Raw genomic sequence first — 13,009 nt, 5'->3', positions numbered from 1 at the left:
AAATGGATGGCATTGATGCCATCCATTTTATGTGACCTGAAATATCTGGTTTCGCTTTTGGACCTTATGGATATGTGTATTGTTGCTCATGGGAATGTTGATAAAGTCAGTGATTATTTCAAAGTTATCCCCAAAGTGGAGTGGGAAGAAATGTTTTGGATTGATACTATCAATAAAGTACTTCCCTCCCAGGTAATAATGCTCCCCAAGTCGTGGATCAACAGGGAAAAATGCTACGTCAATTTTATTCCCCCGGATTCTTTCGATTTCGCTTTTGAAATCCCTTTCCATAAGTGCTTTCTCCTCATTGGTATCCTCCTCCCAATGCCACCAGTGAAAATCCCCAGCAAAGAAGATGCTAATTCCATGAACATTCACAAGGAAGGATACGCCCTGGTCTGTGGAGCCAAAGGTATCAACAGAAAAATCCGTGAAGTCCAGCCTCTCATATGGACCCATAAGACGAATTCTGCCATTTGAAGGCACCATGATGTCGTCGCTTAGGATGTAGGTGATGTCACTGCTTGCCAGGGTCCATTTAAAGATGTCCTCGTTGAAATGGTCAGGGTGGGAATGGCTTACAAAGACAAGCACGGGCTTGTCAGGAAGTTCTATATCCCCCTTGAAATAGTCAAAAACCATAAAGTAATTTTCCGTCTCTATTGTATAGCCGCTGTGATATATATATTCCACTTTTACTTTTTTGCCCCTCATCTGATAACCTCCTCTAGAATATATTCATACTCTACCCATTTTTACATTTTTTCCACCTGCTTTTCATATTCCTTTCACATTAGGGAGTTAGAATTTAATTAAGAAAATAGGAAAGGAGAAATAAGAATGGACAATAACAATAATATAGACCCAGAAGCAAACATGGACCAGGAAGTTCAGAATAGCAAAGTGGTTGATGATGCTCAGCAGGGAAAGACTATCCAGGACAAGAAGGAGAAGAAGGGTCGAAATTGGTTGACGCTTGTCGCTGTGGTTCTTTTGATATCCTTTGTGGGAGGGTTTGCTGGAGCCTATCTGGGCAACGGCTATTTTGCAGACCAGGACAACCCCAATGATTATGTGCAGACTCCCATAACAATCAACCCAAATGACAGCATAACAGCAGTATCTGCAGTTGCCAGGAAGAGCATGAGCTCAGTGGTTGGGATTACAACGGTTGAGACGCAGGAGTTTTGGTTTTCCCAGCAGGATGTCAGTGGTGTAGGCTCCGGAGTAATAGTCCATGAGGATGGATATATACTGACAAACTCCCACGTGGTTGCAGATGGAGAGGCAAAGGAGATCACCGTGAAGTTTGAGGATGGGGAACAGTCTGAAGGTGAGGTCCTCTGGAACGATCCCTTCCTGGACCTAGCCGTGGTCAAGGTGGAAAGAAGCAACCTGCCAGTGGCGGTACTGGGTGATTCAGACAGTCTGGTGGTTGGAGAGCTTGCAGTGGCAATTGGAAACCCCTTGGGGCTTGAGTTTGAAAGAACCGTCACCAGTGGAGTGATTTCAGGTCTCAACAGAGCTGTAAGGGTTGATGCCAGCAATATCATTGAAGATCTTATCCAAACCGATGCATCCATAAATCCTGGAAACAGCGGAGGACCCCTGTTGAACGGAAACGGAGAGGTGATCGGAATCAACACTGCGAAGATGAAGACCGCCGAAGGGCTAGGATTTGCCATTCCAATAAATCTCACAAAGCCGATCATTGATGAAATTGTCCGGACAGGAACACATCAGACAGTTCTTCTTGGAATAACCGGTGTTCCACTGGAGGAGTATGAGGCAAGGCTTGGAATTGACCTGGAGCCTGAAAGCGGAGTGGTTGTTCTTGAGGTTCAACCAGGAAGTACGGCACAGGATGCAGGAATTCTTCCAGGTGATGTAATAATAGGAATCGACGATAGGGAGATTTCGAATATGGGTCAGCTAAGAAGAGCTCTGTACAAATATGGATCTGGAGACAGTGCCCAGCTAGATATTGTAAGAAATGGAGAGAAACAGACCCTGCTTCCCGAATTTAAGGACGCAAAAATAAATCCTGAGACAAATTGATGTCTCAGGATTTTTCTGTTTTTTTGCCAATAGGAAGTTTCTACTTCATGTAGAATTCTTCAATATACTCCTCATAGGTCATGGCTCTGTCTCGGAATCCGTCTGGTGTAATCTCTATGATCCTGTTTGCTATGGTTTGCATAAACTGGTGATCGTGGGATGTGAACAGGATATTGCTCTTGTAGTCCCTCAAGCCATTGTTTACAGCTGTTATTGATTCCAGATCAAGATGGTTGGTGGGCTGGTCCAGAATAAGGACATTAGCCTCCTTAAGCATCATTCTGGAAAGCATGCATCTAACCTTTTCACCACCGGATAGCACCTGTGCATCCTTCAAGGCCTCATCCCCTGAGAAAAGCATCCTTCCAAGGAAGCCCCTAAGGTATATTTCGCTTTGTTCAACGGAGAACTGTCTTAGCCAATCCACTAGGTTAAGCTTTACGTTGTTGAAGAACTGTGAATTGTCCTTGGGGAAATATGAGGTGGTTATGGTCTGCCCCCACTTGAAGGAGCCGCTATCCGCTTCCATTTCTCCAACCAATATCTGGAATAGTGCAGAAACAGCCATCTCATCCCCAATAAATGCGATCTTGTCATTCTTGTTCACCCTGAAGGAAATATCCTTGAGGGACACATCTCCATCAAGCTCTTTGCTGAGGTTTTCAACTGTAAGGATCTCGTTTCCAACCTCCCTTTCCATTGTAAAGCTGACAAATGGATACCTTCTTGTGGAAGGGGTTATGTCATCTAGGGAAATCTTATCAAGCAGCTTCTTCCTAGATGTAGCTTGCTTGGATTTTGAGGCATTGGCTGAGAATCTGGCTATAAACGACTGAAGATCCTTTATCTTGTCTTCCTTCTTCTTGTTCTGGTCTCTCATAAGCTGGAGTGCAAGTTGACTGGACTCATACCAGAAATCATAGTTACCAACAAACATTTTTATCTTTCCGAAATCTATGTCAACCATGTGGGTACAGGCTTCATTTAGGAAGTGACGGTCATGGGAAACAACGATTACGGTTCCCTCAAAATCGCCCAAAAAGTCCTGCAGCCATCTTATGCTCTTGACGTCCAGGTCGTTTGTCGGCTCGTCAAGTATCAGTATTCCAGGTTTTCCAAAAAGGGCCTGTGCCAGGAGCACCTTCACCTTTTCGTTTCCTGTAAGGTCCTTGACCTTTTTCTGGTGAAGGGAAACAGGTATCCCAAGGCCTTGCAGCAATGAGGAGGCCTCACTTTCCGCACTCCATCCGTCCATTTCCGCAAACTCACCCTCAAGCTCGGAAGCCCTTATTCCATCGGCATCCGTGAAGTCTTCTTTTGCATAAATCTCGTCCTTTTCAATCATTATGTCATACAGTCTCTTGTTTCCCATGATAACCGTCTCGATTACTCCATAGTCGTCGAATTCGTAGTGGTCCTGCTTGAGAACGCTCATACGGGTATTCGGTGCTATGTTTATCTCTCCTGAGTCAGCTTCGATATCACCGGATAGGATCCTTAGGAAAGTACTTTTTCCAGCACCATTCGCCCCGATTACACCATAGCAGTTGCCAGGTGTAAAGGTAAGGTTTACATCATCAAATAGTTTTTGGGAGCCAAATCTAAGGCTCACGTTATTTACATTAATCAATTGTTCTTCATCCTCTTTTCAATATTTTCATCAAGTCATTGTATCATGATGAACCTTTTAATTCAACAAAAAAGAACCTTTTCAGGTTCCTTATGAATTTCTTTATTGAATTATTGCCAAATTCCAACAGATTTTGACAAGAAGTCACTTTTTCTGGCCCTTGATGCCGCCTTGGCGGAATTTTTCAAACCCAACCAGGCAAAGCATGAAATTGCTGCAATGGTTCCAAGTCTACCACCAATTCCAGCATAGGAGGTAGCGGTTATTGTAAACAGGAGACCTATTATTGCTGAAATCATTACCATGTCAAGCAGTGTTGGAGCGTTCTTTCTGGAAACCATCCCTCCATATGAAGCACAGGCAGCCACCACCATAAGTGTTGAGCCCATGGCAGGAAAGAAGTAGGGGAAAATAATCCCTGAGACAAGGGTCACAGATGCTGATGCAAGTACAGCGCCCTTTTTAAGATTGTTCGCTATGAAATAAGTTGCAACACCTGCTGCAATGGCAGTCGATATGATCGTTAATGTGTTCATGGTTTTCCTCCTATCCTAAAAGTCCTGAAATCGCCCTGGTAACAAGAGCTGCGGCAGCAGCTGTGGTTCCACCCTTACCACCGATACCTGCATAGATTTCTGCTGTTGTGATAATTATAAATCCTGCAATCAATCCACCCACAAGTGCAAAGAGAACTGATGGAAGCACGGTCAACGAGCTCATTCCAACGAAGGATGAAGTGTAGGCAATCCCTGCGAGAGCTCCTGGCATAAATATGGCAGCTGCAACACCAACAAGTCCGTTTGCAACAATAGGACCAAGTCCCAGCTGATGGTTCAGGATCCAGGTAAGGGAAGTGCTTGCTATGGCCAATGATAGAATTCTTAGATTTGTCTTATTGATTTTCATCCCTTATTCACCTTCCTTTAAGTCCTTGTAGTGGTCTACAATACTTAGGGTAAAAAAGTAGCCCACAGCCATTAAAAATATTGTATTGAGTGGACCCATTTCGTTAAGTCCTACTGTAAATAGAAGTCCTGAACCTGTAGCTGCGAATGCTACAAGTCCAATCAACTTTTTAGTCATAATAAAACCTCCAAAAATACATTGTTATATATCTAACGGAATATTATCATGGTCTGAAGCATAAATCAATAGTATTTGGTAAAAAACATTAAGTATTTTTCAAAAAAGAATCACGAAATTTTCTAAAAATTACTAAAACAGTAGAGTATAGAGTAAATTAGCAAGAAATATTCATAAATTTAACAGTGTCAATTTTAAAGTGAAAAATATAACGAACATATGACTCTTTGAAGTCGTGGATAGGGTCATCATAGATTGGATTTCATACCTGCACAAATATGTAAAATCAGCCAATTATTTTTGAAAGATTTCAATAAGTGGGAGAAAGCCAAAGCGATTCGTGTTATAATTAACAGGAGAATAGTTGAAAGGGGATTCCTATGTTTATATATATATTAAAAAGAGTTGCCATGCTGGTATCAATAATGCTTATGCTGCTGGGTACGGTCTTTTATTTTTCGGATTCAATAAAATATGAACCAATGATAAATGTGATAGAGGAAGATTATCCTCAATATGAGTTCTACTCCACACAGCCTGAAGAGTATGAAGACCTTGAAATTGATTATAACCATATACTTGCATTCCATAATCTGGAATTTAACATGTTCGACAAGGACAGAGCTGTTAATGAGCCAAGGATTGAGGTTGAAGTCACAAGGGGGATGGATTCCCAACAGGTGATCGAGCTAAGGAACCAGATTGGACTGCTTTCAGGAGATATTCACGACTATTACTTTCCAAGGGCATTTTTCCGTTATGCAAGGGGACATTATGCTGTATTTTTAATAGTGGCAGCCTTTGAAACCATAAGGATAATGATGGCAGGAGACCGTGAAAGGAGAAGAAATGTCAAGAGATAAGAGGCACAGGCTTGAAGGCTTCAGAAACTTGGATTGGAAGGTATGTAGCTTAGGTTTAATAGTTTGATCGGGGGGGGATAGCCATGGCTGAAAAAATGCCAAAGAGAAGTGAGGTTGAAAAAAGTCTTACATGGGATTTGACTGGAATTTTCAAGGATGAGAAGTCCTTTAAGGACACCTGTGACAAGTATGTCTCCATTGGGGAAGGGATTGAACGGGATTTCAAGTCCAAGTTAAAGGGTGCAAAAGAAATCAGTGACTGCCTGGACCGATTGAGAGAGCTGGAAATGCTTGGAGGCTGGCTTGAGAACTATTCCTATCTGGATGCAGAGGTTGACCTGACCAATATGAAGGCTCAGGAGAGGCTTGAGAATATAAGCAACAGAATTTCTGCCATGGAAAGCAGACTGAGCTTTATCGAGGCTGAACTAATGGAGGCTCCAGAGGAAGTGCTAATGGAGGCTGCAAGGGAAAATTCTGAGAATCTTGGTTATTTCAGGTTCGTACTGAGAAAGAAACCATACAGGCTCCATCCCGAGGCTGAAAGGGTTCTTTCCGCCCTGTCCACAACCTTTGAAGCTCCCTATAGGGTATACAACATGTCAAAGCTTGCAGATCTTGCCTTTGAAGATTTTAAGGCCAAGGGAGAGGACCATGCCCTTAGTTTTGCATCCTTTGAAGGAGAGTGGGAGTACGAGAAGGACACTGAGCTTAGAAGGGAGGCCTTCAAGGCTTTCTCCAAGGACTTGGCGCGGTACAGAAACACAATGGCAACAGCCTATCAGGCACATGTAACCAGGGAGAAGACACTTTCTGACCTTAGAGGCTTTGAGTCTGTTTTTGAAAGTCTTCTCATGGACCAGGAGGTAACCCTGGACCTGTACAACCGACAGATTGACACCATAATGGAGCACCTTGCGCCCCATATGAGGAGATATGCAAAACTTCTTGGAAAAATCCACGGGATTGACAGGATGACCTTCGCAGATCTTAAGGTTGATGTTGATCCGGATTTTGAACCTGAGATATCCATTGAGGAAACACAGGACTATATATTTCAAAGCCTTGGAATAATGGGCGAGGATTACCAGGCAATGCTACAACGGGCCTTTGATGAAAGATGGATTGATTTCGCCATGAATGAAGGCAAATCAACAGGGGCATTCTGCTCAACACCCTACGGCTCGCATCCATTTGTGCTGCTGTCCTGGACCGATAAGATGAGGGATGTATTCACTCTGGCCCATGAGCTTGGACATGCAGGACATTTTCATCTTGCTCACAGGAACCAGAGCATCTTCAACTCAGAGCCGTCACTTTACTTTATAGAGGCACCCTCCACCATGAATGAAATGCTCCTTACAAACCATCTTATGAAGACTACGGATGACAAAAGGATGAAAAGGTGGGTGCTATCCTCCATGGTATCAAAGACCTACTACCACAACTTTGTGACCCATCTCTTGGAAGCCCACTTTCAAAGGGAGGTCTATAGAATAATAGACGATGGGGGTAGTGTAAATGCAGAGGTTCTGGACCGGCTCAAAAGAGAGACCCTTCAGAAATTCTGGGGTGAAGAGGTTGAAATAATTCCAGGAGCTGAGCTGACCTGGATGAGGCAACCCCACTATTACATGGGACTATATCCCTACACCTATTCAGCTGGCTTGACCATTTCCACTGAAGCAAGCCAGAGAATCCTAAGGGAAGGGGAAGCTGCCATAGAGGACTGGAGAAACGTGCTTATGGCAGGTGGGACCAAGAAACCGGTGGAGCTGGCAAGGATGGCTGGAGTGGATATAACAACCGAACGTCCCTTGCTGAACACCATTTCTTACATTGGCAGGATGATTGATGAGATTGAAAAACTAACTGATGAATTGGAAAATGAAATTCACTGAAACTAGACCCCTGGAGACAGGGGTCCAAATTTTGCCTTGATTTGGGACAATAAAATATATATACTGTTGATGAATTCAGAATTGAGGTGTTTTATGGAATATTTAAGTTTGGAAAATCTTATAAACAGGGTAGGTTTGATATTGATTCTGGCATTTCTCCTCTCCAGACTGGGAATGTTCAGGAAGCTTGTATCAAAGAGGAAGATCAGCCTTTTGGACAAGCTGGCATTGGCTTTGATATTTGGTTCCTTTGGAATCATAGGTACGTATACCGGAATACATATCCAGGGTGCCATTGCAAATTCCAGGGTCATAGGAGTTTTTGTGGGAGGTCTCTTGGGAGGCCCCTTTGTTGGTATCCTTTCAGGGATAATAGCTGGAGGACACAGGTATCTTATTGACATCGGAGGGTTTACAGCACTTGCCTGTGCGGTTTCGACCATATCAGAAGGAGCAATGGCCGGTTTCCTCAAAAAGAGATTTGATCATTCAAAACACAGATTCACATTTGCACTTATGGCTGGGTTTGCCGCTGAGGTCCTGCAGATGGTGATAATACTCCTCATGGCCAAGCCTTATGGAGATGCACTTGAGCTTGTTGAAATCATAGGTATCCCCATGATACTTGCAAATGGTCTTGGAATAGCTGTATTTATTGCAATGGTGGATAGCGTGCTGCATGGAATGGAGAAGGAAGCATCCTATCAGGCACAATTGGCACTGAAGATTGCCAACAGGACGATGTTCTTCAGGGATGGCTTCAATGGAGAGACTGCAATGAAGACAGCTGAAATAATAAAGGAAATGACAAATGTTGAGGCAGTGGCTTTTACAGACAGGGAAAGGATAATCGCTCATGTGGGTGAAGGTGAGGACCATCATAAACCTGGAATTGGCCTTATGACTGAGCTTACGAGGAAAGCCCTTCACAGCGACAGCTTTACAATAGCCGACAGCAAGCAGGATATAGGCTGTGACCACAAGGGTTGTAAGCTGAGGTCTGCCATAATTGTTCCAATAAAACAGGAAAGCAGGGTAATAGGAGCCTTGAAGCTATACAAGGCTGAAGAGAGATCAATCACCATGGTTGAGACAGAGCTTGCCCTTGGTCTTGCACAGCTGTTTTCAACCCAGTTGGAGCTAAGTAGGATAGATCAGCAGAGGGAGCTATTGGCCAAGTCAGAATTGAAGGCTCTGCAGGCACAGATAAACCCGCATTTTCTCTTCAATGCAATCAATACAATAGTTTCCTATACAAGGACACAGCCTGATGAGGCAAGAAAGCTTCTTGTTCATCTTGGAGACTTTTTCAGGTCAAATCTCCAGGAGCCATCTGACAAGGTGCCTCTTACCAAAGAGATTGAGCACATAGTATCATATGTTGAAATTGAGAAAGCAAGACATGGGGACAAGCTCAAGATTAATTATGAGATTTTGCCTGAAGTTGAGTGTGAAATTCCACCTTTGCTGCTTCAACCACTGGTTGAAAATGCCATCAAGCATGGAGTGCTCCACAGGTTGGAGGGAGGGAATGTCACCATATCAGCCAGAAACAACAATCAGGGAACCATAATTGAGGTTGTGGACAACGGCGTTGGGATCCCTGAGGATACACTGGATAGACTGCTAAACGACTGTGGTCCAAGGGATTGCATCGGTCTTAGAAATGTCCACGACAGGCTGATAAACCTATATGGTAAGGACTATGGACTTCAGATCACCAGCAGGGAGGATGAAGGCACCAGGGTTAGAATGTTCATCCCCAATGGTCAGGAGGTGTATGCACAGTGATAAGCTGTATAGTCGTCGATGATGAAAAGCCTGCAAGGGAGGAGTTGGCTTGGATGATATCCCAGAGGGGTGACTTCCATGTTGCTGACATTGCTGAAAATGGAATTGAAGCACTTGAGAAGTCTTGGCAAACAGATGCCCAACTGGTTTTTCTCGATATAAACATGCCCGGTATCAATGGGGTCCAGGTTGCTCAGGAGCTATCAAAGAGGGAGAATCCACCATACATTGTCTTTGTAACAGCCTATGACAAGTATGCAATCAAGGCGTTTGAGGTCAATGCTGTGGATTATCTGCTTAAACCGGTGTCAGCTGAGAGGCTTGAAAAAAGTCTGGAGAAGATTAAGAGAATAATAATACACAGAGAGAAGCTCCAGGCTGAGAAAATAGACAGTATCATCAAGGAGATGGGAATGGGAAGACCGTCCAGGATAGTTGGGTACAGCAATGACAGGTTGATTCCAATAGAGACCAGTGAGATCCTTTTCATTTCAATTGAGGACAAGACAACATTTGTCCACACTGAAAGGGGAAGATTCTCCATCAATTCAACCCTTGCTGAGATATACGAGAGACTTAGGGGAGAGTCCTTCTTCAGAAGTCACAAGTCATATATCCTGAATCTAGATCTGATCGAGTCAATAGAGCCATGGTTCAATTCAACCTACAATGTCAGGTACAAGGGTATCAAAGAGGGTATTCCAGTAAGCAGAACATATGTCAGGGAGTTTCGGGAGAGGATGAATATGGATTTGTAACTTGGAATCAAATTTTGCAACTTGACACCTGATTTGTGTATCATAGGACAAAGATAGACCTCCTGTATTTGTTTTCATATATATTAGATATGAAAATACATACAGGAGGTTTTACAATGACATACTTTATTATTGGTATCATTATTTTGGTGTTTGGTTACATAACCTACGGCAAGGTCGTAGATAAGCATTTTGGAGCGGATGACTCCATTGAGACACCAGCTACAAGGCTTCAGGACGGAATAGATTTCATGCCCATGAGCTGGAAAAGGATTTTTCTTATCCAGTTTTTGAACATTGCAGGTCTAGGACCAATCTTTGGAGCAATCCAGGGAGCACTTTTCGGTCCCGTTGCATTCATCTGGATAGCACTGGGAAGCATTTTTGCAGGTGGGGTTCACGACTATTTCTCGGGCATGCTTTCAGTGAGACACGAAGGGAAGAGCATTTCAGAAATTGTTGGAATGTATCTTGGAAACGGAGCTAGGCAGGTTATGAGGGTGTTCTCTGTGGTGCTTCTTGTTCTTGTAGGTACGGTATTCATGACAGGACCAGCCGGACTTCTTGCAAATCTAAATCTCTTTGGTCTGAACAGCCTTCAGGTATGGGTTATAATAGTACTTGGCTACTACTTCTTGGCAACTATTCTGCCAGTTGACAAGATAATCGGTAAGCTCTACCCAATATTTGGAGCATCATTGCTTATAATGGCTGCAGGAATTGGCGCAAAACTTGTGATTGATGGCTATCAGCTGCCTGCATTCACACTTTCCAACCTGCATCCTGGAGGACTTCCCATTTGGGCCATACTGTTCACGACAATTGCCTGTGGAGCGATTTCAGGATTCCACGCGACTCAGTCACCTATGATGGCAAGATGTATGACCAAGGAAAGCTACGGAAGAAGGGTTTTCTACGGCTCAATGATTGCTGAAGGTGTAATTGCAATGATCTGGGCTGCAGCGGGAATGGCATTCTTCAACGGAGTAGGCGGACTTTCAGAGGTCTTGGCAACAGGAGGAGGACCAGCTGGGGTTGTCTATACAATTTCCACATCATTGCTTGGTCCTGTAGGTGGAATTCTTGCCATGCTTGGTGTAATAGCATGTCCAATAACATCAGGTGATACTGCTTTTAGAAGCGCAAGACTTACCATTGCAGATGCCATGAACTTCGAGCAGGGCCCTATCAAGAAGAGACTACTGCTGTCACTTCCATTATTTGTAGTGGGCTTTGCATTGACCAGGATTGATTTCAATATAATCTGGAGATACTTTGCATGGTCAAACCAGACGCTTGCAATGATAGTTCTCTGGGCGGCATCAGCTTACCTTGTGAAAATGGCAAAGAGCCACTGGATGACAAGTCTTCCGGCAACCTTTATGACTGCCGTAAGCATAACTTATATACTTCAGGCACCAGAGGGCTTCAGTCTTCCAACAACAATTGCATACCCTGCAGGAGCAATTGCTGCAATTGCTGCAATAGGATTTTTCCTATATAAAACAAAGCTTGAGGCGGTACCAGCAAAATAATAATCATAATCCCCTGGAAGAACTCCAGGGGATTATGATTATTTAACCTTCTTGCCAAGCTTATAAACGCTTTTTACATCAAACAGAGCATCAATATTTTCCAGTGGGTCTTCCTCAAGAACTATAAAATCTGCAAACTTGCCTCTTTCAACTGTTCCGTAGTCCTTGTCTATTCCAAGGCACTCAGCTCCATTTCTTGTGGCGGCAACAATACCTTCCATTGGAGTCATTCCATTCTCCACCATAAGCTTAACTTCCCAAGGACCTCCATCATGCTGGTTGAAAGGCGTTCCTGAGTCTGTTCCCATGGCAATCTTAACCCCTGCCTTGAGTGCTCTTTGGAAGCTGTCAACGTGATACTTCATCACGTGTTCTGATTTGTCCACGGCGAACTTGGGAATGCCTGCTGCAATACCGTTCTTAACTATGAAATAGGGAGCTACCAGAGTTGGAACCAGATATGTACCCCTCTCCACCATCATCTGGATGGCTTCATCGTCAAGGAATATTCCGTGCTCGATTGAATCGATTCCAGCTCTAATGGCATTCTTTATACCAGTTGTACCCTGTGCGTGTGTGGCGGTCTTTTTGCCGGCCTTGTGGGCTTCAGCCACAGCGCTTTTCATCTCATCCTCTTCAAGCTGAGGACTTCCAGGTTCAACTCCAGGTGTCATTACACCGCCAGTAGCCATTATCTTTACAACATCAGCACCAGCCTTAAGCTGCTCCCTTGCTGCCTTTCTGGTTTCCTCAGGGCCGTCTGCCTCCCGACCCATCATCCAACCGTGGCCGCCAGTCATTGTAATCACCTTGCCTGAAGCGAGGAACTCGGGACCTTCGACAAGACCGGACATGACCTCATCCCTAAGTACTATGTCCATATAATCGTATCCACCCATGTCTCGGAAATAGGTTGTACCTGAATGAAGATGCTTCTTGAGGTTGGCAACTCCCCTTAACAGTGTCTTGTATTTTGACTCTGTCATAAGAAGCTTGTTTGGATCAGCCACAGGCTCCATAATTATATGAACATGGGCATTGATCATTCCAGGCATCACATATTTACCGTGCAGGTCAACAACCTCATATCCATTGGTTGATTCGGCATCAACAAGCCTGCCGATTCTTTTTATCCTTTTATCCTCAACAACCATAAATGCATTTTGGAGAGGTTTCCCTCCGGTTCCATCTATAAGTGTAAAGCCCTTGTAGAATGTCTGTTTCTTTGTCATATGCATCCCTCCCTAATTTTCAAATAATAAGTACGGCTAAATAGAATTATATTTAGGAAATCACTTTGTGTCAATGCAGGGAAAACCTATTCATGCAATAAAGTCATGGATATCCGGCTTGAAGCATTTTACTTATGTAATGGTCTTGTAACAATTAA

12 protein-coding genes are annotated in these 13,009 nt (G+C 43.7%); 6 read left to right on the top strand and 6 right to left on the bottom strand.

Annotated elements, in window-relative coordinates:
- Nucleotides 1–27 precede the first annotated feature (27 nt).
- Complete coding sequence (locus ACKVDP_RS02765; protein WP_409227278.1) at nucleotides 28–714, bottom strand: MBL fold metallo-hydrolase; 687 nt, start codon at nucleotides 712–714, stop codon at nucleotides 28–30.
- Between the two features lie 126 nt (nucleotides 715–840).
- Between ACKVDP_RS02765 and htrA the strand changes: the two genes are divergently transcribed.
- On the top strand, nucleotides 841–2,058 hold the full coding sequence (gene htrA / locus ACKVDP_RS02760) for a serine protease HtrA (RefSeq protein WP_409227277.1): 1,218 nt from the start codon (nucleotides 841–843) through the stop codon (nucleotides 2,056–2,058).
- A 40-nt stretch (nucleotides 2,059–2,098) separates the two neighbouring features.
- Here htrA and ACKVDP_RS02755 read toward each other — a convergent pair whose 3' ends face one another.
- The 4 genes from ACKVDP_RS02755 to ACKVDP_RS02740 form a co-directional block, all read right to left on the bottom strand.
- Nucleotides 2,099–3,688, bottom strand: a complete 1,590-nt coding sequence (locus ACKVDP_RS02755) for an ABC-F family ATP-binding cassette domain-containing protein (RefSeq protein ID WP_409227276.1) — start codon at nucleotides 3,686–3,688, stop codon at nucleotides 2,099–2,101.
- Nucleotides 3,689–3,798: 110 nt separating this feature from the next.
- Complete coding sequence (locus ACKVDP_RS02750) at nucleotides 3,799–4,224, bottom strand: hypothetical protein (protein WP_409227275.1); 426 nt, start codon at nucleotides 4,222–4,224, stop codon at nucleotides 3,799–3,801.
- A 10-nt stretch (nucleotides 4,225–4,234) separates the two neighbouring features.
- Nucleotides 4,235–4,594 (bottom strand): hypothetical protein, encoded by a 360-nt coding sequence (locus tag ACKVDP_RS02745; RefSeq protein ID WP_409227274.1) that lies wholly within the window; start codon nucleotides 4,592–4,594, stop codon nucleotides 4,235–4,237.
- A 3-nt stretch (nucleotides 4,595–4,597) separates the two neighbouring features.
- Nucleotides 4,598–4,771: a hypothetical protein gene (locus ACKVDP_RS02740; RefSeq protein WP_409227273.1), complete on the bottom strand. Its 174-nt coding sequence runs from the start codon at nucleotides 4,769–4,771 to the stop codon at nucleotides 4,598–4,600.
- Nucleotides 4,772–5,151: 380 nt separating this feature from the next.
- Between ACKVDP_RS02740 and ACKVDP_RS02735 the strand changes: the two genes are divergently transcribed.
- The 5 genes from ACKVDP_RS02735 (at nucleotide 5,152) to ACKVDP_RS02715 (ending at nucleotide 11,619) form a co-directional block, all read left to right on the top strand.
- The gene (locus ACKVDP_RS02735; RefSeq protein WP_409227272.1) at nucleotides 5,152–5,634 is read left to right on the top strand and encodes a hypothetical protein; all 483 of its coding nucleotides are present in this window, start codon (nucleotides 5,152–5,154) and stop codon (nucleotides 5,632–5,634) included.
- Between the two features lie 83 nt (nucleotides 5,635–5,717).
- On the top strand, nucleotides 5,718–7,535 hold the full coding sequence (gene pepF, locus ACKVDP_RS02730) for an oligoendopeptidase F (protein WP_409227271.1): 1,818 nt from the start codon (nucleotides 5,718–5,720) through the stop codon (nucleotides 7,533–7,535).
- 93 nt (nucleotides 7,536–7,628) lie between these two features.
- Nucleotides 7,629–9,326, top strand: coding sequence for a LytS/YhcK type 5TM receptor domain-containing protein (locus tag ACKVDP_RS02725; RefSeq protein ID WP_409227270.1), 1,698 nt, complete (start codon nucleotides 7,629–7,631; stop codon nucleotides 9,324–9,326).
- Nucleotides 9,323–10,084 (top strand): LytR/AlgR family response regulator transcription factor, encoded by a 762-nt coding sequence (locus ACKVDP_RS02720; RefSeq protein ID WP_409227269.1) that lies wholly within the window; start codon nucleotides 9,323–9,325, stop codon nucleotides 10,082–10,084. The genes ACKVDP_RS02725 and ACKVDP_RS02720 overlap by 4 nt, the downstream gene beginning before the upstream one ends.
- A gap of 116 nt (nucleotides 10,085–10,200) precedes the next feature.
- Nucleotides 10,201–11,619 carry a carbon starvation CstA family protein gene (locus ACKVDP_RS02715; RefSeq protein WP_409227268.1) on the top strand — a complete coding sequence of 473 codons (1,419 nt, stop codon included), beginning with the start codon at nucleotides 10,201–10,203 and terminating at the stop codon, nucleotides 11,617–11,619.
- Between the two features lie 38 nt (nucleotides 11,620–11,657).
- Here the strand turns inward: ACKVDP_RS02715 and ACKVDP_RS02710 are convergent, their stop codons facing one another.
- A complete protein-coding gene (locus ACKVDP_RS02710; protein WP_409227267.1) occupies nucleotides 11,658–12,851 on the bottom strand; it encodes a metal-dependent hydrolase family protein in 1,194 nt (397 codons plus the stop codon).
- Nucleotides 12,852–13,009 lie beyond the last annotated feature (158 nt).

This window comes from Gudongella ferriphila, assembly GCF_046224405.1.
Taxonomy (GTDB): domain Bacteria; phylum Bacillota; class Clostridia; order Tissierellales; family Tissierellaceae; genus Gudongella.
Note: the sequence above shows the minus strand (reverse complement) of the source record. Positions and strands in the feature narration are given on the sequence as shown.

Excerpts from the sequence above, each read along its gene's own strand:
- ACKVDP_RS02750 (WP_409227275.1), bottom strand. The coding sequence starts at position 4,224 with ATGAACACATTAACGATCATATCGACTGCCATTGCAGCAGGTGTTGCA.
- ACKVDP_RS02765 (WP_409227278.1), bottom strand. The coding sequence starts at position 714 with ATGAGGGGCAAAAAAGTAAAAGTGGAATATATATATCACAGCGGCTAT.
- ACKVDP_RS02715 (WP_409227268.1), top strand. The coding sequence starts at position 10,201 with ATGACATACTTTATTATTGGTATCATTATTTTGGTGTTTGGTTACATA.
- ACKVDP_RS02740 (WP_409227273.1), bottom strand. The coding sequence starts at position 4,771 with ATGACTAAAAAGTTGATTGGACTTGTAGCATTCGCAGCTACAGGTTCA.
- ACKVDP_RS02745 (WP_409227274.1), bottom strand. The coding sequence starts at position 4,594 with ATGAAAATCAATAAGACAAATCTAAGAATTCTATCATTGGCCATAGCA.
- ACKVDP_RS02710 (WP_409227267.1), bottom strand. The coding sequence starts at position 12,851 with ATGACAAAGAAACAGACATTCTACAAGGGCTTTACACTTATAGATGGA.
- htrA (WP_409227277.1), top strand. The coding sequence starts at position 841 with ATGGACAATAACAATAATATAGACCCAGAAGCAAACATGGACCAGGAA.
- ACKVDP_RS02725 (WP_409227270.1), top strand. The coding sequence starts at position 7,629 with ATGGAATATTTAAGTTTGGAAAATCTTATAAACAGGGTAGGTTTGATA.
- ACKVDP_RS02735 (WP_409227272.1), top strand. The coding sequence starts at position 5,152 with ATGTTTATATATATATTAAAAAGAGTTGCCATGCTGGTATCAATAATG.
- pepF (WP_409227271.1), top strand. The coding sequence starts at position 5,718 with ATGGCTGAAAAAATGCCAAAGAGAAGTGAGGTTGAAAAAAGTCTTACA.